This is a genomic window from Anoxybacillus sp. TBDG-1 (assembly GCF_054815885.1).
On record NZ_JBTZSY010000001.1, the window covers coordinates 108,720 to 133,699 of the forward strand.

Annotated in this window: 32 protein-coding genes and 1 other annotated feature; of the genes, 29 read left to right on the forward strand and 3 right to left on the reverse strand. The window is 42.5% G+C overall.

The genetic code is table 11. The features are described from left to right. Window positions 1-24 precede the first annotated feature (24 nt). From radC to pheA, 15 genes are all read left to right on the forward strand, one after another. Complete coding sequence (gene radC / locus ACYQY7_RS00515) at window positions 25-699, forward strand: RadC family protein (protein WP_461200215.1); 675 nt, start codon at window positions 25-27, stop codon at window positions 697-699. Window positions 700-783: 84 nt separating this feature from the next. Further along, on the forward strand, window positions 784-1,806 hold the full coding sequence (locus ACYQY7_RS00520) for a rod shape-determining protein (protein WP_461200216.1): 1,023 nt from the start codon (window positions 784-786) through the stop codon (window positions 1,804-1,806). 19 nt (window positions 1,807-1,825) lie between these two features. Next, window positions 1,826-2,686: a rod shape-determining protein MreC gene (mreC, locus tag ACYQY7_RS00525; protein WP_461200217.1), complete on the forward strand. Its 861-nt coding sequence runs from the start codon at window positions 1,826-1,828 to the stop codon at window positions 2,684-2,686. Beyond that, on the forward strand, window positions 2,683-3,207 hold the full coding sequence (mreD, locus tag ACYQY7_RS00530) for a rod shape-determining protein MreD (protein ID WP_461200218.1): 525 nt from the start codon (window positions 2,683-2,685) through the stop codon (window positions 3,205-3,207). The genes mreC and mreD overlap by 4 nt, the downstream gene beginning before the upstream one ends. A 37-nt stretch (window positions 3,208-3,244) precedes the next feature. Beyond that, window positions 3,245-3,937 carry a septum site-determining protein MinC gene (gene minC / locus ACYQY7_RS00535; protein ID WP_461200219.1) on the forward strand — a complete coding sequence of 231 codons (693 nt, stop codon included), beginning with the start codon at window positions 3,245-3,247 and terminating at the stop codon, window positions 3,935-3,937. Window positions 3,938-3,939: 2 nt separating this feature from the next. Beyond that, complete coding sequence (gene minD, locus ACYQY7_RS00540) at window positions 3,940-4,746, forward strand: septum site-determining protein MinD (RefSeq protein ID WP_099668867.1); 807 nt, start codon at window positions 3,940-3,942, stop codon at window positions 4,744-4,746. Between the two features lie 86 nt (window positions 4,747-4,832). Continuing rightward, entirely contained in the window at window positions 4,833-5,561 is a 729-nt protein-coding gene (locus tag ACYQY7_RS00545) for a peptidoglycan DD-metalloendopeptidase family protein (protein WP_461200220.1), read from the forward strand. Then, on the forward strand, window positions 5,554-6,417 hold the full coding sequence (locus ACYQY7_RS00550) for a site-2 protease family protein (RefSeq protein WP_461200221.1): 864 nt from the start codon (window positions 5,554-5,556) through the stop codon (window positions 6,415-6,417). Before ACYQY7_RS00545 ends, ACYQY7_RS00550 begins: the two co-directional genes overlap by 8 nt. Before the next feature lie 44 nt (window positions 6,418-6,461). Further along, window positions 6,462-6,540 (forward strand) — a sequence feature (ribosomal protein L21 leader region). Between the two features lie 14 nt (window positions 6,541-6,554). Further along, a complete protein-coding gene (gene rplU / locus ACYQY7_RS00555; RefSeq protein ID WP_032100208.1) occupies window positions 6,555-6,863 on the forward strand; it encodes a 50S ribosomal protein L21 in 309 nt (102 codons plus the stop codon). 10 nt (window positions 6,864-6,873) lie between these two features. Beyond that, window positions 6,874-7,209: a ribosomal-processing cysteine protease Prp gene (locus ACYQY7_RS00560; protein ID WP_461200222.1), complete on the forward strand. Its 336-nt coding sequence runs from the start codon at window positions 6,874-6,876 to the stop codon at window positions 7,207-7,209. 13 nt (window positions 7,210-7,222) lie between these two features. Continuing rightward, on the forward strand, window positions 7,223-7,513 hold the full coding sequence (rpmA, locus tag ACYQY7_RS00565; RefSeq protein ID WP_003396301.1) for a 50S ribosomal protein L27: 291 nt from the start codon (window positions 7,223-7,225) through the stop codon (window positions 7,511-7,513). Between the two features lie 92 nt (window positions 7,514-7,605). Next, window positions 7,606-8,148: a Spo0B C-terminal domain-containing protein gene (locus tag ACYQY7_RS00570; protein WP_461200223.1), complete on the forward strand. Its 543-nt coding sequence runs from the start codon at window positions 7,606-7,608 to the stop codon at window positions 8,146-8,148. Window positions 8,149-8,180: 32 nt separating this feature from the next. Further along, window positions 8,181-9,467, forward strand: coding sequence for a GTPase ObgE (gene obgE / locus ACYQY7_RS00575; RefSeq protein ID WP_461200224.1), 1,287 nt, complete (start codon window positions 8,181-8,183; stop codon window positions 9,465-9,467). Between the two features lie 22 nt (window positions 9,468-9,489). Then, window positions 9,490-9,930 carry an ACT domain-containing protein gene (locus ACYQY7_RS00580; RefSeq protein WP_461200225.1) on the forward strand — a complete coding sequence of 147 codons (441 nt, stop codon included), beginning with the start codon at window positions 9,490-9,492 and terminating at the stop codon, window positions 9,928-9,930. Between the two features lie 14 nt (window positions 9,931-9,944). Beyond that, entirely contained in the window at window positions 9,945-10,808 is an 864-nt protein-coding gene (gene pheA / locus ACYQY7_RS00585) for a prephenate dehydratase (RefSeq protein ID WP_461200226.1), read from the forward strand. Window positions 10,809-10,895: 87 nt separating this feature from the next. Here pheA and ACYQY7_RS00590 read toward each other — a convergent pair whose 3' ends face one another. After that, window positions 10,896-11,429: a transcription repressor NadR gene (locus ACYQY7_RS00590; RefSeq protein ID WP_021093886.1), complete on the reverse strand. Its 534-nt coding sequence runs from the start codon at window positions 11,427-11,429 to the stop codon at window positions 10,896-10,898. Beyond that, window positions 11,426-12,562 (reverse strand): IscS subfamily cysteine desulfurase, encoded by a 1,137-nt coding sequence (locus ACYQY7_RS00595; protein ID WP_461200227.1) that lies wholly within the window; start codon window positions 12,560-12,562, stop codon window positions 11,426-11,428. The genes ACYQY7_RS00590 and ACYQY7_RS00595 overlap by 4 nt, the downstream gene beginning before the upstream one ends. 92 nt (window positions 12,563-12,654) lie before the next feature. On the opposite strand from ACYQY7_RS00595, the gene nadB reads away from it, so the two are divergent. The 14 genes from nadB to yajC all read left to right on the forward strand — a co-directional run bounded on the left by nadB (window position 12,655) and on the right by yajC (window position 24,525). Next, the gene (gene nadB / locus ACYQY7_RS00600; protein WP_461200228.1) at window positions 12,655-14,187 is read left to right on the forward strand and encodes an L-aspartate oxidase; all 1,533 of its coding nucleotides are present in this window, start codon (window positions 12,655-12,657) and stop codon (window positions 14,185-14,187) included. Further along, window positions 14,184-15,014, forward strand: coding sequence for a carboxylating nicotinate-nucleotide diphosphorylase (gene nadC, locus ACYQY7_RS00605; protein ID WP_461200229.1), 831 nt, complete (start codon window positions 14,184-14,186; stop codon window positions 15,012-15,014). The genes nadB and nadC overlap by 4 nt, the downstream gene beginning before the upstream one ends. Window positions 15,015-15,026: 12 nt before the next feature. Next, window positions 15,027-16,127 carry a quinolinate synthase NadA gene (gene nadA, locus ACYQY7_RS00610; RefSeq protein WP_461200230.1) on the forward strand — a complete coding sequence of 367 codons (1,101 nt, stop codon included), beginning with the start codon at window positions 15,027-15,029 and terminating at the stop codon, window positions 16,125-16,127. A 135-nt stretch (window positions 16,128-16,262) separates the two neighbouring features. Beyond that, the gene (locus ACYQY7_RS00615; protein WP_461200231.1) at window positions 16,263-17,165 is read left to right on the forward strand and encodes a LysM peptidoglycan-binding domain-containing protein; all 903 of its coding nucleotides are present in this window, start codon (window positions 16,263-16,265) and stop codon (window positions 17,163-17,165) included. Between the two features lie 76 nt (window positions 17,166-17,241). Then, window positions 17,242-17,982: an NAD(+) synthase gene (gene nadE, locus ACYQY7_RS00620; RefSeq protein ID WP_461200232.1), complete on the forward strand. Its 741-nt coding sequence runs from the start codon at window positions 17,242-17,244 to the stop codon at window positions 17,980-17,982. A 78-nt stretch (window positions 17,983-18,060) separates the two neighbouring features. After that, a complete protein-coding gene (locus ACYQY7_RS00625; protein WP_461200233.1) occupies window positions 18,061-18,753 on the forward strand; it encodes a YhcN/YlaJ family sporulation lipoprotein in 693 nt (230 codons plus the stop codon). An 85-nt stretch (window positions 18,754-18,838) separates the two neighbouring features. Continuing rightward, window positions 18,839-19,576 carry a YebC/PmpR family DNA-binding transcriptional regulator gene (locus ACYQY7_RS00630; RefSeq protein WP_461200234.1) on the forward strand — a complete coding sequence of 246 codons (738 nt, stop codon included), beginning with the start codon at window positions 18,839-18,841 and terminating at the stop codon, window positions 19,574-19,576. Window positions 19,577-19,641: 65 nt separating this feature from the next. Next, window positions 19,642-20,112: a BofC C-terminal domain-containing protein gene (locus ACYQY7_RS00635; RefSeq protein ID WP_461200235.1), complete on the forward strand. Its 471-nt coding sequence runs from the start codon at window positions 19,642-19,644 to the stop codon at window positions 20,110-20,112. A 110-nt stretch (window positions 20,113-20,222) separates the two neighbouring features. Beyond that, the gene (ruvA, locus tag ACYQY7_RS00640; RefSeq protein WP_461200236.1) at window positions 20,223-20,816 is read left to right on the forward strand and encodes a Holliday junction branch migration protein RuvA; all 594 of its coding nucleotides are present in this window, start codon (window positions 20,223-20,225) and stop codon (window positions 20,814-20,816) included. A gap of 12 nt (window positions 20,817-20,828) precedes the next feature. Continuing rightward, a complete protein-coding gene (ruvB, locus tag ACYQY7_RS00645; protein WP_461200237.1) occupies window positions 20,829-21,827 on the forward strand; it encodes a Holliday junction branch migration DNA helicase RuvB in 999 nt (332 codons plus the stop codon). Further along, window positions 21,824-22,030, forward strand: coding sequence for a DUF2905 domain-containing protein (locus tag ACYQY7_RS00650; protein ID WP_461200238.1), 207 nt, complete (start codon window positions 21,824-21,826; stop codon window positions 22,028-22,030). The genes ruvB and ACYQY7_RS00650 overlap by 4 nt, the downstream gene beginning before the upstream one ends. A gap of 25 nt (window positions 22,031-22,055) precedes the next feature. Continuing rightward, a complete protein-coding gene (gene queA / locus ACYQY7_RS00655) occupies window positions 22,056-23,087 on the forward strand; it encodes a tRNA preQ1(34) S-adenosylmethionine ribosyltransferase-isomerase QueA (protein WP_461200239.1) in 1,032 nt (343 codons plus the stop codon). A 20-nt stretch (window positions 23,088-23,107) separates the two neighbouring features. Next, window positions 23,108-24,247, forward strand: coding sequence for a tRNA guanosine(34) transglycosylase Tgt (gene tgt, locus ACYQY7_RS00660; RefSeq protein WP_461200240.1), 1,140 nt, complete (start codon window positions 23,108-23,110; stop codon window positions 24,245-24,247). A 14-nt stretch (window positions 24,248-24,261) separates the two neighbouring features. After that, window positions 24,262-24,525, forward strand: a complete 264-nt coding sequence (gene yajC, locus ACYQY7_RS00665; protein WP_461200241.1) for a preprotein translocase subunit YajC — start codon at window positions 24,262-24,264, stop codon at window positions 24,523-24,525. Between the two features lie 25 nt (window positions 24,526-24,550). Here the strand turns inward: yajC and ACYQY7_RS00670 are convergent, their stop codons facing one another. Next, window positions 24,551-24,925: a TIGR04086 family membrane protein gene (locus tag ACYQY7_RS00670; RefSeq protein WP_461200242.1), complete on the reverse strand. Its 375-nt coding sequence runs from the start codon at window positions 24,923-24,925 to the stop codon at window positions 24,551-24,553. Between the last annotated feature and the right edge of the window lie 55 nt (window positions 24,926-24,980).

Consider the following 24,980-nt stretch of genomic DNA (forward strand, 5'->3'; position numbering starts at 1 on the left):
AGGTTAAAATAGAGGGGGGAACGTATGCTTATTCGTCATGTTCCGCCCGATGAACGCCCGCGTGAACGCTTGCTTTCTGAAGGACCGCAAAGCTTATCAAATCAAGAATTGTTAGCTATTTTGCTTCGCACGGGGACGAAACAATATTCCGTTCTCACGCTCGCACAACATTTACTCACCCATTTTGAAGGACTTCGTCAGTTAAAAGATGCGACCATTGAAGAAATGACAAGCATTAAAGGCATTGGAAAAACAAAAGCAATTCAAATTATTGCAGCACTTGAACTCGGCCGGCGTGTGCATCAACTTCAATATGACGAGCGTTACGTCATTCGTTCTCCAGAAGACGGTGCACGATACGTCATGGAAGACATGCGTTTTTTGAGCCAAGAGCACTTCGTTGTGTTATATTTAAATACGAAAAACCAAGTGATGCATAAAAAGACTGTATTTATCGGTAGTTTAAATGCATCAATTGTCCATCCGCGCGAAGTGTATAAAGAAGCAATTAAACGCTCGGCAGCGTCCATTATTTGTATTCACAATCATCCGTCAGGAGACCCAACACCGAGCCGTGAAGATATTGAAGTGACGCGCAGGCTCGTGGAGTGCGGTCGTCTCGTCGGCATTGAGTTGCTTGACCATTTGATTATTGGCGACAAAACATATGTAAGCTTAAAAGAAAAAGGATATGTGTAAATCATTCTCTTTTCACTGCAATTACGTTATAATAAATGTCATGAGTTTTTGAAAGTATTTTGTTTCAGAAAGGAAGATACGAATATGTTTGGCATTGGATCAAGAGATCTCGGAATAGATTTGGGCACTGCAAATACGCTTGTATATGTCAAAGGAAAAGGAATTGTTTTGCGCGAACCTTCTGTCGTCGCGCTTCAAAAAGATACGAAACAAATTGTAGCGGTTGGAAATGAAGCAAAACAAATGATTGGACGTACGCCAGGAAATGTTGTTGCACTTCGTCCGATGAAGGATGGGGTCATTGCAGATTACGAAACGACAGCCATTATGATGAAATACTACATTAGACAAGCAACAAAAAATAGCGGACTGTTTGCTGGAAAGCCATACGTCATGGTGTGCGTACCGTCAGGAATTACGGCAGTAGAAGAGCGCGCAGTCATCGACGCAACGAGACAAGCAGGGGCTCGCGATGCTTATACGATCGAAGAACCGTTTGCAGCGGCAATCGGAGCAAACTTACCTGTATGGGAACCGACAGGAAGCATGGTCGTCGACATCGGGGGTGGCACAACGGAAGTCGCTGTTATTTCTTTAGGTGGCATTGTGACAAGCCAGTCGATTCGCGTTGCTGGTGATGAAATGGATGAAGCAATTATCCAATATATTCGCAAAACGTACAACTTAATGATCGGAGAGCGTACAGCGGAAGCAATTAAAGTTGAAATTGGTTCAGCAGGAAATCCAGAAGGAATCGGAAGCATGGAAATTCGCGGTCGTGACTTATTAACTGGCTTGCCAAAAACGATTGAAATTCATGCGGAAGAAATTGCTGAAGCGTTGCGTGATACCGTATATGCGATTGTTGATTCCGTGAAAAATACGCTAGAAAAAACGCCGCCGGAGCTTGCTGCCGACATTATGGATCGCGGAATCGTTTTGACCGGTGGAGGAGCGTTGTTACGGAATTTAGATAAAGTCATTAGCCAAGAAACGAACATGCCAGTCATTATTGCTGAAAATCCGCTTGATTGCGTCGCAATCGGTACAGGAAAAGCGCTTGATCATATTCATTTATTTAAAAATAAAGCGCGAGACCATCGCTAATGTGTAAGAAGGTGTTCTCATGCCGAAGTTTTTCTTAAATAAACGGCTCATTATATTGCTTGTCAGCATCATGGTTCTCGTTGCCTTGATCGGCTTTTCATTGAAAGAGCGAAACGAATTAAGTTGGATGGAAAAATTCGTGAAAGACACCGTTGTTTTTATGCAATCGATCGTGCATAAGCCCGCACAGTTTGTTGCGGGCTTCTTTGAAAATGTGAATGATTTGCGCCATACATACGAAGAAAACAAGCGTTTAAAAGAACATTTAGAGCAATACGTTCTTTTGCAATCAGAAGTGGAGTCGCTAAAAAAAGAAAACGAACGTTTGCGTGAGCTTTTGAATAAAAAAGAAAGTTTACGTGATTTTGTCGCTATTCAAGCGACAGTCATTGGGCGCAATCCAGATCGTTGGGAAGAAACGTTAATTGTTAATAAAGGGTCGCAGCATGGGGTTCAAAAAAATATGGCTGTCATTACGCCACAAGGATTAATTGGCAAAGTGCGCAGCGTATCGCCATTTAGCGCAACGGTGCAACTGCTGAGCGCAAAAGATCGACAAAACCGCATTTCCGCGTTTATCCAAGGAGATGAAAACGTATTCGGTTTAATAGAAGGATACGATGAAGAAAGGGAAGCATTGCTGCTAAAGCGCATTCCATATGATGCGAAAATAGAAAAAGGCCAGCGTGTATTTACATCAGGACTTGGTGGGATTTTTCCAAAAGGATTGTTTATCGGAGAAGTTGAAGAAGTCGTTGCGGATGAGTACGGTCTTACCCAAATTGCCTACATCAAGCCAGCAGCGAATTTTTATGACATTGATGACGTAATAATCGTGAAACGAAAAATTGAAATGTCGCAAGAGGAGGAAGGACAATGAGCCGCTTGTTTCTTCCTTCCCTTGTGACCGTTATGTTTTTATTAGAAAGCATTATTGTTCAATTGCTTTCACAGCCATTATTTGATGTTTATTTGCTCGTGCCGCGTATATTGCTTGTTTTAATCGTGTTTATTACGATTTTTATCGGACAAACAGAAGGAATGACGTACGGATTCATCTTCGGTCTATTATATGATGTAGCATATACGGAACTATTAGGTGCTTATACCTTTGCCTTCTCGCTCATTGCTTATTTAATTGCAAAAGCGATGAACGTTTTGCATAAAAACGCATGGACAGCTTCTTTTTTTGCCATTGTGGCGATCGCATGTGTGGAGTGGTACGCATACGCCATACAACTCGTTATTGGTGGAACGACCATGTCTGTTCAAACGTTTTTTCAGGCACGCTTTTTGCCAACGTTATTTATTCATACAATTGTCATTTTGATCATCGCCTATCCGCTAAAGCAAACGTTGTTAAAGTGGCATGAGAAGCGGGATGAATCGTCGCCAGTGTGAAGGAATATAAAAAAAATGCGGAGAAATATTTATTGAGGTGAAAGTCGTGGCTGGCAAGGAGAAAAAAGCATATGTGTCGATGAAAGGGACGAAAGAAGGGTTGACGTTGCAACTTGATGATACGTGCGCCTATGACGAACTATTAGAACAAGTGAATGAATTGTTGACGGGAACAACTCGGGACGAGGAAGGTCCGCTTGTTGCGGTGCACGTGCATGTTGGCAACCGATATTTGACGCGTGAACAAGAAGAAAGATTGCGCGATGTCATTCGAATGAAAAAAAATTTAATTGTTCACTCGATTGTAAGCAATGTCATGACGAAACAAGAGGCGTTGGAGTGGAAAAAGAAAAATGAAATTGTGTCTGTTGCGAAAATCGTTCGTTCTGGACAAGTGCTACATATCGATGGGGACTTGCTTTTAATCGGTGATGTGAATCCCGGCGGAACCGTCATTGCGACAGGAAATATTTTTATATTAGGGGCGTTGCGAGGCATTGCTCATGCAGGGTATGATGGAAATCGTCAAGCGATCATTGCTGCTTCAGTCATGAAGCCAACACAGTTGCGCATTAGCGATGTGATGAACCGAGCACCAGACTATCGTACCGATGAAGGAAATGAAATGGAGTGCGCTTATATTGACGAACATGATCAAATTGTTGTCGATCGACTCCAACTATTAATGCATTTACGTCCGCATTTAACTCGGTTAGAAGGGAGTTTTTGACAGTGGGAGAAGCGATTGTTATTACTTCTGGCAAAGGTGGCGTTGGCAAAACGACAACGACAGCAAATCTTGGAACGGCGCTAGCACTGTTAGGGAAGCGTGTCTGTCTCGTTGACACCGATATCGGTTTGCGCAATCTTGACGTCATTATGGGGTTAGAAAATCGCATCATTTATGATCTTGTCGACGTCATCGAAGGACGTTGCACCGTTCAAAAAGCGCTCGTGAAGGATAAGCGGTTTGAAGATCGTCTATATTTATTACCAGCTGCCCAAACGAGCGACAAGTCTGCAGTTACGCCAGAACAAATGAAACAGCTCATTGACGATTTAAGACAAGATTACGATTATATTTTAATAGATTGTCCTGCGGGTATTGAGCAAGGATATAAAAATGCTGTTGCAGGAGCGGATGAAGCGATTGTTGTGACGACGCCAGACATTTCGGCTGTTCGCGATGCCGACCGAATTATCGGTCTGCTTGAAAAAGAAGAGCATATGAGACGCCCGCGTTTAATTATTAATCGCATTCGTAGCCATATGTTAAAAAATCACGATATGTTAGATATTGATGAAATTGTCATGCACTTATCTATCGATTTACTTGGCATTATTGTTGATGACGAACACGTTATTAAAGCGTCAAACAATGGTGAGCCGATTGTTCTCGATCCGAATAGCAAAGCCTCATTAGCATATCGCAACATCGCTCGGCGCCTTCTCGGCGAATCAGTGCCGCTCATGTCGCTCGATGATGAAGAACAAAAAGGCTTTTTCTCGAAAATTAAAAAACTGTTTAGCGCTCGCTAGCACTTCCGATTGGAGGTGCTTTTTTCATTCATATCTTCCCGATTTCCCCATACATATAATACAAATAGGACGAGAGGGGTGGGAGTGTGAGCGATCGAATTGAACATATTCGAAAACGAATTGCCAAGCGGAAAAAGGAACGTGAACGTTACGTTCAAACGATGTTGACAAATTGGAGTGAAGAAGAAAAGTATGGAAATCCAACGGTTGTGACGTATGATGGCGAGCGTGAACCGCCACTTTTTCGCAAAGATATATTTTTATTTAAAAGCTTCCTAGCGGCACTATTATTTTTTAGTGTTGCCATTTTGTTTCAATATGATTCTCCGAAAATAGAAGGAGCTCGTACGTTTGTCAAACAAGTGATGGAAAAAGATTTTCAGTTTGCGACCGTTGCTCAATGGTATGAAAAAACATTCGGCAAGCCGCTTGCATTTTTTCCAGCAAAAAAACAACAAGAAACAACGACAGCATATGCCTTTCCTGCTTCAGCGCGCGTTGTAGAAACGTTTGAACATAATGGACAAGGTGTTGTCATTGAAACTGATGAAACGATTAAAGCAGTCGAAGAAGGGATTGTCGTATTTGCAGGAGTGAAAGAACCGCATGGGAAAACGGTCATTATTCAACATGCAGACGGAAGTGAAACGTGGTATGGAAAATTATCGTCTATTTCTGTAAAGCTATATGATTTTATTGAGGCTGGAAAAGAAGTAGGCAAGGCGGAGGAGAATGATCAAAAACGTATCTTTTATTTTGCTGTTAAACGAGGAGATCATTTTATTGATCCGGTTCAGGTGATTTCCTTTGAATAAATGGCTATCTATTTTCATGAACATTCATATCCATCCGCTTTTTTGGTTCATTGCGCTCATGGCGATTATGACTGCTCAATTTCAGACGCTTCTTTTGTTGTTTTGGATTGTTCTTTTGCACGAACTTGGACACGTTATAGCGGCGCATTTGTTTTCGTGGCGTGTGAAACGCATCTTGCTTTTGCCGTTTGGTGGGGTAGCTGAGATGGATGAGCATGGGAATCGTCCGTTCCATGAAGAATTAATCGTCATACTGGCAGGTCCATTCCAGCATATTGTTATTTTTTTAATTGCATATATAGCACATAGCGCCAACATGTTATCGGATGAGTGGTATAAGCAACTGCTTGAGTACAATTTATCCATTCTACTTATTAACTTATTACCGATTTGGCCGCTTGATGGAGGAAAGTTGTTGTTCCTTTACCGCACAATGCGTACATCGTTTCGACGGGCGCATGAACAAACGCTTTATGCCTCATTCTTGTTTTTAATCGTATGTTTTATTGCTTTATTTATTTTTGCACCGATGCAAATAAATTTATGGATCATCGGTCTTTTTTTAGCACACGCCATTTGGTTTGAATGGAAGCAGCGAACGTACGTATGGATCCGTTTTTTACTTGAACGTTACTACGGAAAACGAATCGAATATCGGGCGTTAAAGCGTCTTGTCGTCGATGCAAATGATCCGTTATTTCGCGTTCTTCTTTTGTTTCATCGCGGGAAAAAACATGCGATACTCGTAAAGAAAAATGAAATGGAAATGGAACTTGATGAAAATGAATTGTTGCATGCTTATTTTCATGAGAAACGAACGAATGAACCGATCGGTTATTTCATTTATACGTATTGACAATTGTTTTCTTTTTATGCTATCATCTTCTATGTTGTGTAGCACCCGTGCTACAACCGCTCAGCTAAGGCTATTTAAGCGTTCGCTTGAACCGCCTCGCAGCTGGCGAGTCTGAGTCTAATTTAGGAGGTGCAAATATGTACGCGATTATTGAAACTGGTGGAAAACAAATTAAAGTGCAAGAAGGCCAAGCGATTTACATCGAGAAAATTGATGTAGCGGAAGGCGAAACAGTAACATTTGACAAAGTGTTATTTGTAGGTGGCGAAAACGTAAAAGTTGGTAATCCTACAGTTGCTGGCGCAACAGTAACGGCGAAAGTTGAAAAACATGGTCGTCAAAAGAAGATCATCGTTTTCAAATATAAGCCAAAGAAAAACTATCGTCGTAAACAAGGTCATCGCCAACCATATACAAAAGTTGTCATCGAAAAAATTAACGCATAAGGCGTAAGCGATGATTTGTATAACGATTAATCGAACGGCAGAAGGGACGATTCGTTCCTTTACGATTAGCGGACACGCTCAGTTTGCGAAGCGTGGACAAGATATTGTATGTGCAGGTGTATCAGCTGTTTCGTTTGGTGCGGTCAATGCAATCGTCGCCTTGACGAATGTGAAACCGATCATTCAACAAGGAAAAGACGGCTATCTTCATTGCGAACTTCCGACAATTGGAGATGCGAAAGTGCTAGCCGATGTGCAACTTCTTCTTGAAGGAATGATCGTGTCGCTCCAAACGATTGAGCGTGATTACGGTAAATACGTAAAAATAACAACGAAAACGTTGTAGGAGGTGACACGACATGTTGCGTTTAGATCTTCAGTTTTTCGCGTCGAAAAAAGGGGTAGGTTCAACAAAGAACGGTCGTGATTCGATCGCAAAACGTCTTGGCGCGAAGCGTGCAGACGGTCAATTCGTCACAGGCGGTTCGATTCTTTACCGTCAACGCGGAACAAAAATTTACCCAGGATTAAACGTAGGACGCGGTGGTGACGACACGCTTTACGCGAAAGTTGACGGCATCGTTCGTTTTGAACGCATGGGTCGCGATCGTAAAAAAGTGAGCGTATATCCTGTTGTGAAAGAAGCATAAAGAAGTGGAAAACTCTAACCGACTTGGTTAGGGTTTTCTTTTTGTTAACGTATGTTATAATTATAGTCAAACTGTTTATGGGAGAATGAATGATGGAGAAGCGGTGGACGATTGTGGAGGCATTGCGTCATTCTAGGCACGATTGGCTCAATAAAATTCAGTTAATTAAAGGAAATTTATCTTTACAGCGGATTGATCGCGTGAATGAAATCATTCAACAAATTATCATTGAGGCAGAAAATGAAGCGAAGCTAACGAATTTACAAATGGAGCGGTTCACTGAATTGCTTATGACGTACCATTGGCAAGCACGTCATATTCAACTAGAGTATGAAGTATTAGGAGAACCGCGTTCATTACATGCATATGATCATATGCTCGTTACATGGTGTCAAACATTTTTACATATGCTTGAGGAATGTTCTTCTCCACATGTTGAAAACTATGTAACGATTACGATCGATTTAACAGAGCGAGATGTGCGCCTCTTTTTTGATTATCGTGGTATGCTTCAAAAACTAGAGACGGTAAAAACATGGATTCAAGACTATAAGCAATATGGTGCACTCACACTTTGTGATTGCGTCATTCAAGAACATGAACTAACGATATGTGCAACTATTTCATCTTTTTAAATAAAAGGTGAAAAGATCGGAGGAGAAAAACGATGTTTGTTGACCAAGTGAAAATATATGTGAAAGGTGGCGACGGTGGAAACGGAATGGTCGCGTTTCGGCGCGAAAAATACGTTCCAAAAGGCGGTCCAGCGGGGGGAGACGGCGGAAAAGGTGGCGACGTCGTATTTGTTGTTGATGAAGGGTTGCGAACGTTAATGGATTTCCGCTATCAACGCCATTTTAAAGCGCCACGCGGTGAACATGGCATGTCGAAAAATCAACATGGAAAAAACGCCGAAGATTTAATTGTTAAAGTACCACCAGGAACGGTTGTTATTGATGATGAAACGAAAGAAGTGATTGCTGATTTAACAGAACATGGACAACGATTTGTCGTAGCAAAAGGTGGTCGCGGTGGACGGGGAAATACTCGATTTGCGACCGCATCGAATCCGGCGCCAGAAATTGCTGAAAACGGTGAGCCGGGACAAGAACGATACGTGACGTTAGAATTAAAACTACTTGCTGATGTTGGGCTTGTTGGTTTCCCAAGCGTTGGTAAATCGACGTTATTGTCCGTCGTTTCGGCAGCGAAACCGAAAATTGCAGACTATCATTTTACGACGATCGTTCCAAATTTAGGTGTCGTGGAAACAGAAGACGGCCGTAGTTTTGTTATGGCTGATTTACCAGGTCTTATTGAAGGTGCTCATCAAGGAGTTGGATTAGGGCATCAATTTTTACGTCATATTGAGCGAACACGTGTCATTGTGCATGTCATTGATATGGCTGCCATTGAAGGACGAGATCCGTACGAAGATTATGTAGTGATTAACGAAGAATTAAAACAATATAATTTACGCCTAACAGAGCGACCACAAATTATTGTAGCGAATAAAATGGATATGCCAAATGCAAAGGAACATTTGCAACAGTTTAAAGAAAAATTAAACGAAGATGTGCCGATTTTCCCAATTTCAGCAGTCACTCGTCAAGGGGTTCGTGAACTGTTATTTGCTATTGCTGATTTGCTTGAGACGACGCCAGAATTTCCTCTTTATCCACAAGAAGAAGAAGCGATTCATCGCGTTGTTTACAAGCTTGAAAAAGAAGAAGCTCCGTTTCATATTACGCGCGATGATGATGGAACGTTTATTTTATCAGGGGAAAAGATTGAAAAACTATTCAAAATGACCGATTTTTCACGAGAAGAGTCCGTGCGTCGTTTTGCGCGTCAGTTGCGCTCACTTGGGGTGGACGATGCACTGCGCGCTCGCGGGGCGAAAGATGGAGATATTGTGAAGCTGTTGAATTACGAATTTGAATTTGTTGATTAACGCGAAAGGGGGCGCTTGTGCGGTGGATAAAAAGTTTTACTTAGTGCGTGAAGATGTGTTGCCTGAGGCGATGAAAAAAGTATTGGCCGCAAAAGAATTAATCGAGCGAAAAAAAGTCGATTCCGTCGCTGATGCTGTGCAGCTTGTCGATGTCAGCCGAAGCGTTTTTTATAAATATCGCGACGCCGTTTTTCCATTTCATACGATGGTTCGTGAAAAAATTATTACGCTTTTTTTCCATTTAGAAGACCGCTCAGGTACCCTTTCAAAGCTATTAAGCGTTGTTGCAGCGGCCAACTGTAACGTACTTACAATCCATCAAACGATTCCGCTTCAAGGGCGTGCAAACGTGACGCTATCGATTAGTACAAGCGAGATGACGCTGACGATGGATGAGTTACTTTCGCAATTAAAACAGCTGCCTTTTGTTGAAAAAGTAGAGATTCTTGGATCAGGGGCGTAGAGAGGAGAAGACATGTGAAAATCGGATATTTAGGACCAAAAGGGACGTTCACGCATGCGGCTGTTGAAGCTGTTTTCCCTCATATCCCGAACGTTTCATATCATACGATTCCGCAATGTATGGACGCTGTGCGTGACGGCGAAGTAGAGTTAGCCGTCGTTCCGTTAGAAAATGCGCTTGAAGGTTCCGTCAATTTGACGATTGATTATTTAATTCATGAATGCAATTTGCCAATTGTAGGGGAAATTATCGCGCCCATTGAGCAACATTTGCTCGTTCATCCATCCCAATTGGAACATTGGATGCATGTTGAATGTATTTATTCACACTCGCATGCGATTGCTCAATGCCATAAGTTTTTACATCGCCATTTAAAGCATGCTACGTACGAATACGTCACTTCAACAAGTGCAGCGGCTAAGTATGTGAGCGAGCACCCGAATGAAAAAATTGCAGCGATTGGCAATCGTCTTGCCGCAAAACAATACGGTTTAGCGATTGCGAAAGAAAACATTCATGATTATGACTACAACCATACGCGTTTTATTGTTTTGCATCGTGAATGTTGTTTGTTGCCTGTAAAAGATCAAGAAGACGGATTTAAAACAACGTTGATGATTATGTTGCCGAAAGATCAAGCAGGAGCGCTTCATCAAGTGTTATCGGCGTTTGCGTGGCGAAAGCTTAACTTAACAAAAATTGAATCCCGCCCAGCGAAAACAGGGCTCGGAAACTACTTTTTTATCATCGATATCGATCAAAAAATGGACGACGTTTTAATTCCAGGAGCAATTGCAGAATTGGAAGCACTTGGCTGTACGGTGCAACTATTAGGAAGCTATCCGTATTATACGGTGAAAAAAACATCCCTCGTGTAAAAGGGATGTTTTTTCTGTGAAAATAAACAATCTATAGTCGGTTATTTTCATGCTTGGTGGCGAGCAAAACTTACTCATGGATGTTTTTTACTCAATCAAAAACCGTGCTTGTTTTAATGCAGCGCATGCTTCATCAAGTTTTTCTATGGAATCTGCTTCGAGTGTATGCAGATGGACGCCATCGGTCAGTTGAGATAAATAGGCGGATTTTGTTTCGTTAATTTTTTGAATAAATTCATCCACTTCTAACCGATTGCTCACCATAATAGATGCTGTTAAGTCACCATATACTGGATGTTCAATTTTGACGTCCTTAACCGTCACGCCATGATCGACAATCGTATATAATTCGTCTTTCGTCTGTTCTGGCGTGTGGCAGCAAGCGATGACGCGCGTATACATATGAGTAGAAGAAGGAGATAAATATAAGTACCCTTGGCTTGTTGCAATAATCGGTTCGTTTTTTGCTTTTAATAGCGAAATATCTTGAACGATCACTTGGCGACTCACGTTCGTTTTATTAGCCAACTCCGTTCCTGTCATCGGGCGTTTCGTTTCTTTTAACCATTGCAAAATGAGCGTTCGACGTTCTTCCCCTAGTAGTTTTCTCTCTTTTTTCATCGTGACATCCTTTCTTTTTGAAGCTGTTCAAGTACAGAAACAACCGTTTCTATATCATTTTTTGTTGTACGTACACCAAACGATAGACGAATGAACTGCTTCGCTTCATCTTCCTCCTTGCCGATTGCGATCATCGTTTTTGAAGATGCTTGCTTTCCGACTTGACATGCGCTGCCAGTAGAGATCGCAATCCCGTGACGATTGCAGTGCAACATGACATATTGCCCTTCAAAGCCGTGAACGATACAGCCAACGATTTGTGGCAATTGGTCAGTTGGATGCTCAAAAACGGTTATCGGCAGTTGTTTTCGGGCGATTTGTTCAACAAAATAGCGACGCAATTCATTCATATGTTGTTGAACTGTGTTTCGCTTTTTTTCAGCTTCAAGCGCGGCGGTTGTAAAGGAAGCGATGCCTGGCACGTTGACTGTCCCTGGACGAAATCCGCCTTCATGTGTCGTGTTTGGCAGCGACATGTGCCAAGATACACGTGGGTTCATGTAAACAGCGCCAACCCCTTTTGGACCATAAATTTTATGGCTAGAGATGGATATGCTATCAAGATGGAATTGTTTCACATCTATCGGTATTTTACCAAAAGTTTGTACACAATCGCTATGAAAGATAATTTGTTTTTTCTTTAATAACTCTCCAATTTGTTTTAACGGCTGAATCGTGCCGATTTCGGAATTTGCATGTTGAATAGACACAAGAATCGTTTCCTCTGTCAATGCCCGTTCAAGCGCTTTCACATCAACTTGCCCGAAATGATCAACGGGCACGTACGTAACAGTAAATCCTTCTTGTTCAAGCTGAGCGTATACAGAGTGGACAGAAGCATGTTCAACGCTTGATGTAATAATATGTTTCCCTTTATGACGATGGGCATAGGCGAGCGAACGAATGGCGAGGACGTTTGCTTCTGTTCCTCCGCTTGTAAAATATATTCCTTTTTCTTCACCGCTAACGAGTTGAGCGATTTGTTTTCGGCAAATGGTAAGCAGCTCATTTGCCGCTGTTCCGATGTCATGAAGACTGCTTGCATTTCCAAAATATTTTTTCGCACTTTCTACATAAACAGCTAACGCTTCTTCACTCATCGGTGTGGTTGCTGCGTAATCTAAATAAATCATCTCATTCACCAACTTCCAAAACAAAAGTCTTGTCATCAGTTTAAATATATGTCAATATAGGTGTCAAGACAGTATGAAATGGAGGAACATCCATGCATAAGGCGGATGTGATTATTGTTGGTAGCGGCCTTGCAGCGTTAATGGTTGCCTACCATTTATGTGAGTATAAAAATGTGATTATTTTCACGAAGTCAAATAAAGAAATAAGTAATTCTTGGCTTGCTCAAGGGGGAGTGGCTGCTGCCATTCATCCGAATGATCATTGGCTATCTCACTATGAAGATACGATTATCGCAGGGTGTGAGCATAATGACGACGAGGCGGTACGCATTTTAGTTCAAGAAGGACGTGAGGCGATTCAACATTTTATGAACATCGGTTTTTTATTTGATGTAGACGAACGTGGACAGCTCCTTTTTGGACAGGAAGGTGCGCATCGCATGAAGCGTATTTTACATGCTGGAGGAGATGCGACTGGGAAAAATATGGTTTCCTTCTTATTTGAGAAGCTTTCTGGACGCGTCACGTTTATTGAAAACGATCCTGTCATTGATTTACTTGTTTCCGATGGACATTGTGTGGGCGTACAGACGAAACATAGAACGTATACCGCCGATGCAACGGTTATTGCAACAGGTGGAATTGGACAGTTGTACACGTTTACATCGAACGCTGAAACGGCAACAGGTGATGGAATTGCGATGGCGTATCGTGCAGGTGCAGCTGTTACGGATATGGAGTTTGTACAGTTTCATCCGACAATGCTTGATGTGAATGGAAAGGCGGTCGGTCTCATTTCCGAAGCGGTGCGTGGGGAAGGAGCCATTTTAGTGACCGATGACGGTCGTCAAGTGATGGATGGAGTGCATCCACAAAAAGATTTAGCCCCACGTGACGTCGTATCCCGAGCGATTGACAACGAAATTAAAAACGGTCATCGCGTATTTTTAAATATTTCTATGATCCCACACTTCCCATCCCGTTTTCCGACGATCACTTCCCTTTGTGAGCGCTATCACATCGATTGGCGTAGCGGACTCATCCCTGTTGTTCCGGGAGCCCATTTTTTAATGGGAGGGATCGTTGTAAATATGCATGGAGAAACGACGTTACCCGGATTGTATGCGGTTGGAGAGGCGGCATGTACAGGTGTACATGGTGCAAACCGTTTAGCGAGCAATTCGCTGCTTGAAGCGCTTGTCTTTAGTAGAAGATTAGCTTTTCACTTATTGCAAAAAACGAGGCAACATCGGATGTTAAAGAAAAGTGAAAGAAAAGAAAATGACTTACGTATCGTGTTACCAACAAGAGACGAAATTCAGCATGTAATGACGCAATATGTCGGCATTGTTCGCGATTATGACAACTTGTTTCAAGCAAAACAATGGTTTGAACAATATTCCATTCATGAACTCGTCACCACGGCACCTGAGGAGGATGATGAGAAACGGACGATCATATATATGTTAATCGTTGGATGGCTTATCACGACTTCCGCTTTGCAAAGAAAAGAAAGCCGCGGTGCTCACTATCGAAGCGATCAACCGTTTGAACGCGAGTATTGGGAAAAACGGCGCATCGTTCGCACGAAAACAGAACATCTCATAAAGGAGGGCTTCCGTTGAATGAGCTAAAGTTAAAAGAGCTGCTGAAGCAGTTTTTTTTAGAAGATATTGGTGAACGCGATATGACGAGCGAAACGATTTTTTCACCGATGGATGAAGGAAGGGCGATATTTGTTGCCAAAGAAGATGGAATCATCGCAGGTGTATCGATCATTGAAATCGGGTATAAGTTATTACACTCATCGATCGCATGTCAATTATATAAACGAGATGGAGAACGTGTAAAAAAAGGGGAACCGATTGCTGTCGTTTCCGGTCCAATGATTTCGCTTTTATCAGGTGAGCGCGTCATTTTAAACTTACTTCAGCGCATGAGTGGTATTGCCACGTTAACCAACCAAGCCGTTCGGGCACTTAACAGCAATCATACACGTATTTGTGATACGCGAAAGACAACACCAGGGCTTCGCATGTTAGAAAAATATGCGGTGACATGCGGTGGTGGATATAATCATCGCTCCGGTTTATATGATGGAGTGATGATTAAAGATAATCATATTGCGTTTTGCGGATCGATTAAAAAAGCAGTAGAACGTGTTCGTTCCCAACTTGGTCATATGGTAAAAATTGAAGTAGAAACGGAAACGAAACAACAAGTCATCGAAGCGGTTGAAGCAGGGGCGGATATTATTATGTTTGATAACCGTACACCGGAAGAAATTCGCGAATGTGTCCAACTCGTCCCATCGTCCATCATTACAGAAGCTTCAGGCGGAATTACGCTTGAAAATATTGCACAATATCGCGATACAGGGGTTGACTACATTTCGTTAGGAATGTTAACGCATTCAGCGAAGGCGCTAGACATTAGTTTAAACGTGCAGTAGGAGGAATGAGTGATGAACGTATTACAACTCATGCAACAAGATGCGATGCCAGAAACGTATAAACAGTTGTCAGTCGAAGAAATGGAACAGCGCGTAGCTCGTGTCAAACGAGAGCTTGGTACGCGTTTATTTATTCCAGGTCACCATTATCAAAAAGACGAAGTCATTCAATTTGCAGATGCGACAGGCGATTCATTGCAATTGGCGCAAGTGGCAGCAAAAAATAAAGAAGCTGAATATATTGTATTTTGCGGCGTGCATTTTATGGCGGAAACAGCTGATATTTTAACAAGCGATGAGCAAGTCGTCATTTTACCAGATATGCGCGCAGGCTGTTCGATGGCTGATATGGCGGAAATTGAACAAGTGGAGCGAGCATGGCCCATATTACAACAAATGTTTGGAGATACGATTTTACCGTTAACGTACGTCAACTCTACAGCTGCGATTAAAGCGTTTGTCGGCTTACACGGCGGAGCAACGGTGACATCATCAAACGCGAAAAAAATGGTCGCATGGGCGTTTACACAAAAAGAACGTATTTTCTTTTTGCCTGATCAACATTTAGGAAGAAATACAGCATACGATCTCGGCGTTCCGTTAGAACAAATGGCTGTATGGGACCCGGCTACAAATACATTGCAATATGAGGGAAATGTTCAAAAGATTAAAGTAATCTTGTGGAAGGGTCATTGTTCTGTTCATGAAAACTTTACCGTAAAACATATTGAACATATTCGAAAAACAAAGCCAGATATGAAAATTATCGTTCATCCAGAATGTAGCTGGGAAGTGGTGCAACAAGCGGATGATGCGGGATCGACGAAATACATTATCGAAACGATTGCTAATTCACCAGCAGGAAGCAAATGGGCAATCGGAACAGAAATGAATTTAGTGAATCGCATCATTCAACAACATCCAGATAAAGAAATCGTGTCGTTAAATCCGTATATGTGTCCATGTTTAACGATGAACCGCATTGATTTACCGCATTTACTTTGGGCGCTTGAATCGCTTCATGAAGGGAAAGTTGTCAATCGCATTACCGTGCCAAAAGATGTAGCAGAAGGGGCGATGTTAGCACTTGAGCGCATGTTAGCCCGTGCGTAAGATCGGCATTTTTTTGCCGATCTTTTTTATTTTTATCATAAAAAAACCTTTCCGTTCATAAGTTATGTTGAAGCCTAGTAGCGACAAGCTGAACATGACATACACGTCACGTCTGAACATAGGAGGGGGAAACACGTGAAAATTCATATCGTTCAAAAAGGAGATACCCTTTGGAAAATTGCGGAGAAATACGGGGTTGATTTTGAAGAGCTAAAAAAAATGAACGCTCATTTAAGTGATCCGAATTACATTATGCCAGGTATGAAAATTAAAGTACCGACGCCAGCAGCTCCAGTAAAACCTGTCAAAAAGGAAACACCGAAAGTTTCAGTTGATGTTGATATTCATGTAAACAAAAAAGAGCAACCGTTACAACAACCGCAAAACGTTGAACCGATAGCAAAAGAAATTCCAACTGCAAAGGCATCGAAGAAAAAAGAACAACCGAAACAAGAGATGCCGCTTTTGCCACCAAAGCCACCAAATATTATGCCAAATATGATGGAACATGACGAAGATATGCAAATGCCACCATTTCCAGATATTCCACCGATTCCACCAACACAAGCGCCAATGATGGAGGAGCAACCACAACAACCGATGCAGCCGCAGCCTGTTCCGATGCCGTTGCCAATGCCGATGCCTTGCATTCCTATTTCACCAATAATGCCAGGATACGGTTTTTACCCATGGATTCCACCGATGTATCCTGTCATGCCATGGGCATATCCGCAAGGAACGATGAATACCGATGATTGCGGATGCGGTGAACCACAATCGACGCCATATATGCCACAAATGCCAAGCGGCATGAACGAATATTCGCAGCAGCCACAACAAGCACCGGCTCCGAATCAAATGTATCCATCACAAATGCCGTATGGCGAAAATATGCCAATGGCACAGCAGCCGATGTATATGCCGCAACAAGCAATGCCGTACGGTTCATACGGATGGCAGCCAACGTGGCCAGTACAGCCATACGGAGTAAATCCATATTTTTCTGTTCCTTATCGTGAGGAAGAAGAGGGGCAATAATGTCGCCTCTTTTTCTTTTTGTTTTTTGTGTGATAAAATGAACATGATCATGTTGCAAAGAAAGGGATGTACATACATGGAACAAAAAATTGAAAAATTAATTGCATGGCTTCGTGAACGCGTACAAGAAGCGGGGATGAACGGAGCCATTGTCGGCATTAGCGGTGGTATTGACTCAGCGGTCGTTGCTCATTTAATTAAGCGAGCGTTTCCTAATCACTCATTAGGGCTCATTATGCCATGTAAAAGCAATCCAAAAGATCAAGAAGATGCATTAAAAGTTGTAGAAAGTTGTGGCATTGACCATCATGTCATCGACTTAACAGAAACGCATCGCGTATTATTTGGCGAAATTGAGAAGCAATTAAAAGAAAAAGGACAATGGAACGAGCAAGCTGCTCGGCTTGGTGATGCGAATACGCGCGCACGGTTGCGCATGACAACGTTGTATGCTGTCGCTAACAATTACGGTTATCTCGTTGTCGGAACGGACAATGCGGCGGAATGGCATACCGGCTATTTTACAAAATACGGTGACGGTGGCGTTGATTTAGTGCCACTCGTCCATTTCACAAAAGGCGAAGTGCGCGAAATGGCTCGTATTCTCGGTGTACCTGAAGAAATTATTACAAAAGCGCCTAGCGCAGGTCTTTGGGAAGGACAGACAGATGAAAACGAAATGGGTACAACATATGACATGATTGACAAATATTTAAAAGGTGAGCCAATTCCAGAACGCGACCGTGCCATTATTGAACGGCTTCATGAACGTTCACATCATAAGCGGCAATTAGCCATTGCTCCACCAAAATTTTAACAGCGATAAAACCCCTTTTTTGCGCCAAGCTAATGATGTAGACGCATCGTCTACAAAAGCGAAAAGGGGGTTTTTCCTTTGCGGAAGCGAATCGTTGCTTTAGGAGCAGTTCTTGCGCTTAGCGGGTTAGTTGCTTGTAATAACCAGGCGCTTGATACACGTTATACCGATCGCACACGTCCGATCGGATATTACTCAAATGAAAACGATATGACTGGGTTTCAATATGGTCGCTACGGTACAGAGCGTTTAAACGGAAACGTTCGTCAAGTGCGTGACAACGACGGACCGATTACAGAAATGCTTGATCGTGGCATGGATCGAACGATGCGGACACCGCAAGTGGATCGCAATTTTAGCCGCGCTGATCGCAACTATCACGGGCATTTAAATACGATGGATGAACGTACGCGCCCATCGTATTACCGTAACTATAACGGAGCGTTAGCTGAAAAAATTGCGAAGCGTGCTGCAAGCGTCGCCAACGTAAAAGACGCCCGTGCTGTTGTTTCAGGGGAACGTGTCGTCGTTGCAGTATCAACGACAGAGAAAAATACAACGCGTATTGAACGTCTCGTTCGTCAAGCGATCGCCCCATATACAGCGGGCAAAACCGTTCGCGTGGTTGCAAATGAAAGCATGTACAACCGTATTCGTACGCTAGACAACGATATTCGCGACGGTGGTCCGATGGATCAACTAGAGCGTGATATTCGCGACATATTTAACGATATGGGTGATATGATCGAACGCCCATTTATGAATCGCTAAAAGAACAGGGGCTCCCCCCTGTTCTTTTTTATGCATTTTTGTTATAGTTTTTATGGACATTTTTCACATATGAGAGGGGATCCGAATGGCAGGACATTCTAAATGGAAAAATATTCAACGTCGCAAAAACGCACAAGATGCGAAACGTGGAAAACTGTTTATGAAATTGGCGAAGGAAATTTACGTGGCGGCAAAAATGGGCGGTGGCGATCCAACAACAAACGCTACGTTGCGTCTTGCGATTGAAAAAGCAAAATCGGCTAACATGCCGAACGAAAATATTGAACGTGCCATTAAAAAAGCAACAGGAAATCAAGAGCATACACATTATGAAGAAATTCGTTACGAAGGATATGGACCAGGCGGCGTAGCAGTCATGGTTATTTGTTTAACAGATAATAAAAACCGTACCGCATCTAACGTTCGTGTCGCGTTTTCAAAAAACGGTGGGAACTTAGGAGAAACGGGATGTGTTTCGTACTTATTTGATCGAAAGGGATTAATAGTCATCGCACGTGAAGGATTAGATATAGATGAAGATGAGATGTTGTTACAAGCCATTGAAGCCGGCGCAGATGAAATGGAGACGACGGAAGATTCATTTGAAATTTATACATCCCCAGAACAGTTCGAGCAAGTAAAAAATACGTTAGCTGCGCAAGGATTTTCGTTTGCGACAGCTGAAATCACAATGATCCCGCAAACGTATACAACATTAACGGGCGACGATTTAACGAAAATGTTAAAGCTTATTGATATGCTTGAAGATGATGATGATGTGCAAGAAATTTACCACAATTTAGATGAATCGATGTTAGAATAATAGATGTTAGAATAAACGGTCTTGTGATGTCAAGACCGTTTAATTTTGGAGAAAATGGTCAACATATGAATGAGGTGAGAACGATGAATATTGTACTAACACTATTGTTTAGTTTATTTTTTGCACAGAGCGCATCCTCTGTACACATGACAGTCATTTTAGAAACCGTATATATGGATGGGGAAGTGAGCGAGGAAATAAAGGAAGAAACGGTAACATCGATGAAAGACATTTGGAACAAATATAAAGATTGGTATCTGGTCAATATGGATGACGAGCAAATTGTTTTCCAACGATATGTTGACGATCTTTCCCCATTAACGAAAGCAGGATATTTTGGTCTTACTAAAGATGGAACACTTTCTATTTTTGAAGGGAAGCCGAGTGAATCATCTCGCGTGATCCAATCGTTTTTTCAAATTGATGTAAAAAAACTTGAAAGCTATGAACGGGAGAAATTAGAAAAAGGCATTTCTGTTCGTTCGAAAAGAAATTACAAACGTGTCATTGAAGCGTATGAGCCGTTTGAAAAATAAGCCCGTACATCAAGCGGGCTTTCTATATGTTTAATCGTGTCTTGTCTTGCGCTTTCCGCTTTTCTCATCTTATGTTAAAATGAAAGGCGTGAGAAAAGGAGGACGAGCCGTTGATTGAATTTATTCGTGGATACGTTGATTACGTTTGTCCGGAATATATCATCATTGAAAATAATGGAATAGGCTATCAAATTTTTACCCCAAATCCGTTTTCGTTTCACATTAACAAACAGGAACAAATCATCGTATATACATATCATTACGTACGTGAAGATGTGCTTGCGCTTTACGGATTTCACACTCGCCAAGAGCGAACGCTATTTGCTAAACTATTGCAAGTATCAGGCATCGGACCGAAAGGGGCGCTCGCCATTTTAGCGGCTGGCCAGCTTGAGCAACTCGTTGAAGCGATTGAGGCAGAAGATGATAAGTTTTTATGTAAGTTTCCAGGCGTCGGGAAGAAAACAGCACGGCAAATGATTTTAGATTTAAAAGGAAAACTGCAAGCGATCGTGCCTGATGCTTTCCCAAATTTATTTACAGAGCCGTTTGAAGCGATACACTCGCTTTCTGAAGCGCTTGAGGCGTTAAAGGCGCTCGGTTATTCGGATAAAGAAATTCAAAAAGTCGTACCGATTTTAAAGCAAGAGCGGTTATCGACAGAAGGATATATTAAGCTCGCTTTACAAAAACTATTGAAGTAAGGGGGATGCATGATGGAAGAGCGTCTCATTTCGAGCGCAGCTGACTATGATGATGTATCGCTTGAATACAGTCTTCGCCCAAAACAGTTGCGGGAATATATTGGACAGCAAAAAGTAAAAGAAAACTTAACCGTATTTATTGAAGCGGCGAAAATGCGCGGAGAGACGCTTGATCATGTATTACTGTATGGACCACCAGGACTTGGAAAAACGACGCTTGCCGCTATTATTGCAAATGAAATGGGTGTACAATTGCGTACGACAGCCGGACCAGCGATTGAGCGCCCAGGGGATCTAGCTGCCATTTTAACAACGCTTGAGCCTGGTGATGTACTATTTATTGATGAAATACATCGTTTGCCGCGTGCGGTGGAAGAAGTGTTATATCCAGCAATGGAAGATTTTTGTTTAGATATTGTCATCGGCAAAGGACCTGCTGCTCGCTCGGTTCGACTCGATTTACCGCCGTTTACGCTTGTCGGAGCAACGACAAGATCAGGCGCACTCTCTGCTCCACTTCGTGATCGTTTTGGTGTGTTAAGTCGCTTAGAATATTATGCCACTGAAGAGCTCGCTCATATTGTAAAGCGAACGGCGCACATTTTTGCAGTAGAAATCGAGGAAGAAGCAGCGTTTGAAATTGCACGTCGCTCGCGAGGAACACCGCGTATTGCGAACCGATTGTTGCGACGTGTACGCGATTTTGCTCAAGTGCGCGGTGATGGAACGATTACGTTTCTTTTAGCGAATGAGGCGCTCGAGCAATTGCAAGTGGACCGTTTAGGATTAGACCATCTTGACCATAAACTACTAAAAAGCATGATGGAAAAATTCCGCGGCGGACCAGTCGGATTAGAAACGATTGCAGCAACGATTGGGGAAGAGGCACAAACGATTGAAGACGTATATGAACCGTATTTATTACAAATCGGCTTTTTACAACGCACACCGCGTGGACGAATCGTTACACCGCTTGCATACAACCATTTCGGTTTGGAGGTGCCACGATGATGAATGTGCCAAAAACAATCATGCTTCTTGGTGTCGTTCTTATTATTGTCGGTTTTTTGATGCAATTTATTAAACTTGGGCGTTTGCCAGGAGATATCGTTATAAAAAAAGAAAATGCAACATTTTATTTCCCGATCATGACATCCATTATTTTAAGTGTCGTTTTATCGCTTATTTTTTATATTATCGGTCGTTTTCGTTAATGGAATAAAGAAAGGAAACTTGGATATGAAAGTCGATTTATTTGATTTTTATTTACCGGAAGAACTTATAGCTCAAACCCCGCTTCCAAATCGAGAAGCGTCACGTCTCATGGTGCTCGATAAAAGAACAGGAGAAGTGACACATGAACCAACATTTCGTTCCATTTTATCTTACTTGAAAGAAGGCGATTGCCTTGTTTTAAACGATACGCGTGTATTGCCAGCTCGTCTGTATGGAGAAAAAGAAGGAACAGGAGCGCATATTGAAGTGCTTTTATTAAAACAGCTCGATGGCGATCAATGGGAGACGCTTGTTAAGCCAGCGAAGCGCGTGAGAGTAGGAACAACAATTTCCTTTGGTGATGGTCGTTTACGTGCAACATGTGTTGCTGAGCTTGAGCATGGGGGGCGCATTCTTTCGTTTTCATATGATGGCATTTTTCTTGAAGTGCTTGAGTCACTTGGCGAAATGCCGCTTCCTCCGTACATTAAAGCACAACTTCATGACCGCGAACGATATCAAACTGTTTATGCACGTGAAGCAGGCTCAGCTGCGGCTCCGACAGCAGGATTACATTTTACACAACAACTTCTTGAAGATGTACGGCAAAAAGGGGTGCATCTTGCCTTTATTACGTTGCACGTCGGATTAGGAACGTTTCGTCCTGTGAACGTAGAAAACATTGAAGAACACGATATGCATGCAGAGTTTTATCAAATGTCAGAAGGCACAGCGCAATTGTTGAACGATGTAAAGGCAAAAGGCGGACGTATTATTGCCGTTGGAACGACATCGACACGTACGCTTGAAACGATTGCATCTCGTCACGATGGAACGTTTGTTGCTGAAAGCGGTTGGACGGACATTTTTATTTATCCGGGCTATACGTTTCGTGCCATTAACGGAATGATTACAAATTTCCACTTGCCAAAGTCGACGCTCATTATGCTTGTTAGTGCGTTAGCAGGTCGAGAGCATGTATTGCGCGCTTACAAAGAAGCAGTAAAAGAGCGTTACCGATTTTTTAGCTTTGGTGATGCGATGCTCATTATATAGATTGAGAAAGGGGACTATATGTGACACCAATTCGTTACGAACTTATTAAAACATGTAAACAAACGGGCGCGCGTCTTGGCATTCTTCATACGCCGCACGGCTCGTTTGAAACACCGATGTTTATGCCTGTCGGTACACTTGCGACTGTAAAGACGCTTTCGCCTGAAGAATTAAAAGAAATGGGAGCAGGCGTCATTTTAAGCAACACGTATCATTTATGGCTTCGACCAGGGCATGACATCGTCAAAGAAGCCGGTGGCCTCCACTCATTTATGAACTGGGATCGTGGCATCTTAACGGACTCTGGCGGGTTTCAAGTGTTTAGTTTAAGCGAATTTCGCCGCATTGAAGAAGAAGGCGTATATTTCCGAAATCATTTAAACGGCGATAAATTATTTTTATCGCCAGAAAAAGCGATGGAAATTCAAAATGCGCTCGGGTCTGATATTATGATGGCGTTTGATGAATGCCCACCATATCCTGCAACGTATGAATATATGAAGCGGTCAGTTGAGCGAACGAGCCGTTGGGCAGAGCGGTGCTTACAAGCGCATCAACGTCCGAATGAGCAAGGACTATTCGGCATCGTGCAAGGTGGAGAGTTTGAAGATTTGCGTAAACAAAGCGCCGAAGATTTAGTGTCGCTTGATTTTCCAGGATATGCGGTCGGTGGCTTGTCCGTCGGTGAGCCGAAAGAAGTGATGAATCGCGTATTAGAATTTACAACGCCATTACTGCCAGCAAATAAACCACGTTATTTAATGGGTGTAGGCTCTCCTGATTCACTTATTGATGGAGCGATTCGCGGCATTGATATGTTTGACTGTGTGTTGCCGACGCGCATTGGTCGCAACGGAACGGTCATGACAAGCGAAGGTCGCGTCGTCATTAAAAACGCCAAGTATGCACGCGATTTCACGCCGCTTGATCCGAACTGTGATTGTTATACGTGCCGTAATTATACGCGTGCATATATTCGTCATCTAATTAAATGCGATGAAACGTTTGGTATCCGCCTTACATCTTACCATAATGTGTACTTTTTGATAAAATTAATGGAGCAAGTGCGACAAGCCATTCGCGAAGATCGCCTTGGCGATTTCCGTGAACAATTTTTTGAACAATACGGCTTTCATAAGCCGAATGCGAAAAACTTTTAGAAAGGGGTGAAAATATGGAGACATTAGTAAGTTTGCTGCCGCTTATTTTATTCTTTGCGATTTTTTACTTTTTGCTCATTCGCCCGCAACAAAAACGCCAAAAGGCTGTTCAACAAATGCAGGCGAACTTGCAAAAAGGAGACAAAGTCATTACGATTGGCGGATTGCACGGCATCATCGATTCGCTCGATGAAAATACAGTCGTTATTCGCGCTGGTGACGGTTCGCGTCTTACATACGATCGTGCCGCTATTCGCGAAGTCGTGAATGAAAAATAAGACAGGTTTGTTGCCTGTCTTATTTTTATGCGCTTCGTGAACGAGATGTCGCTACGTTGACACCGATCATCCCGCCAATGATGGCTGTGACAAGAAATGCTGCATGGTATCCCCATTGTTCGATTGAAAACGTTTGATCCATGCCGAGAAATTGAAATAAAAAGATAATAATTGTAAAAATCGCGCCCGTCGCCCCGCCAAGCATCCAACCCCGCGCTTTTCCTTTCCCACCTGCAATAAATCCACCAAAAAACAATGATAAAAATGCGAGACCGTTCATGACCCATTGTAATGATGTTTCATCGTAGTTGGTTAGCTTCAACAAAAGAGCAAATATAAAGCTACATAGGACAGCGCTTATAAAAATCGTTATGACCCCATGAAAAATAGCACGAATCATTCGTAACCCTCCTTCCTGCATTTAGTACAAACATATTCGGTCGTCCATTTGTTTA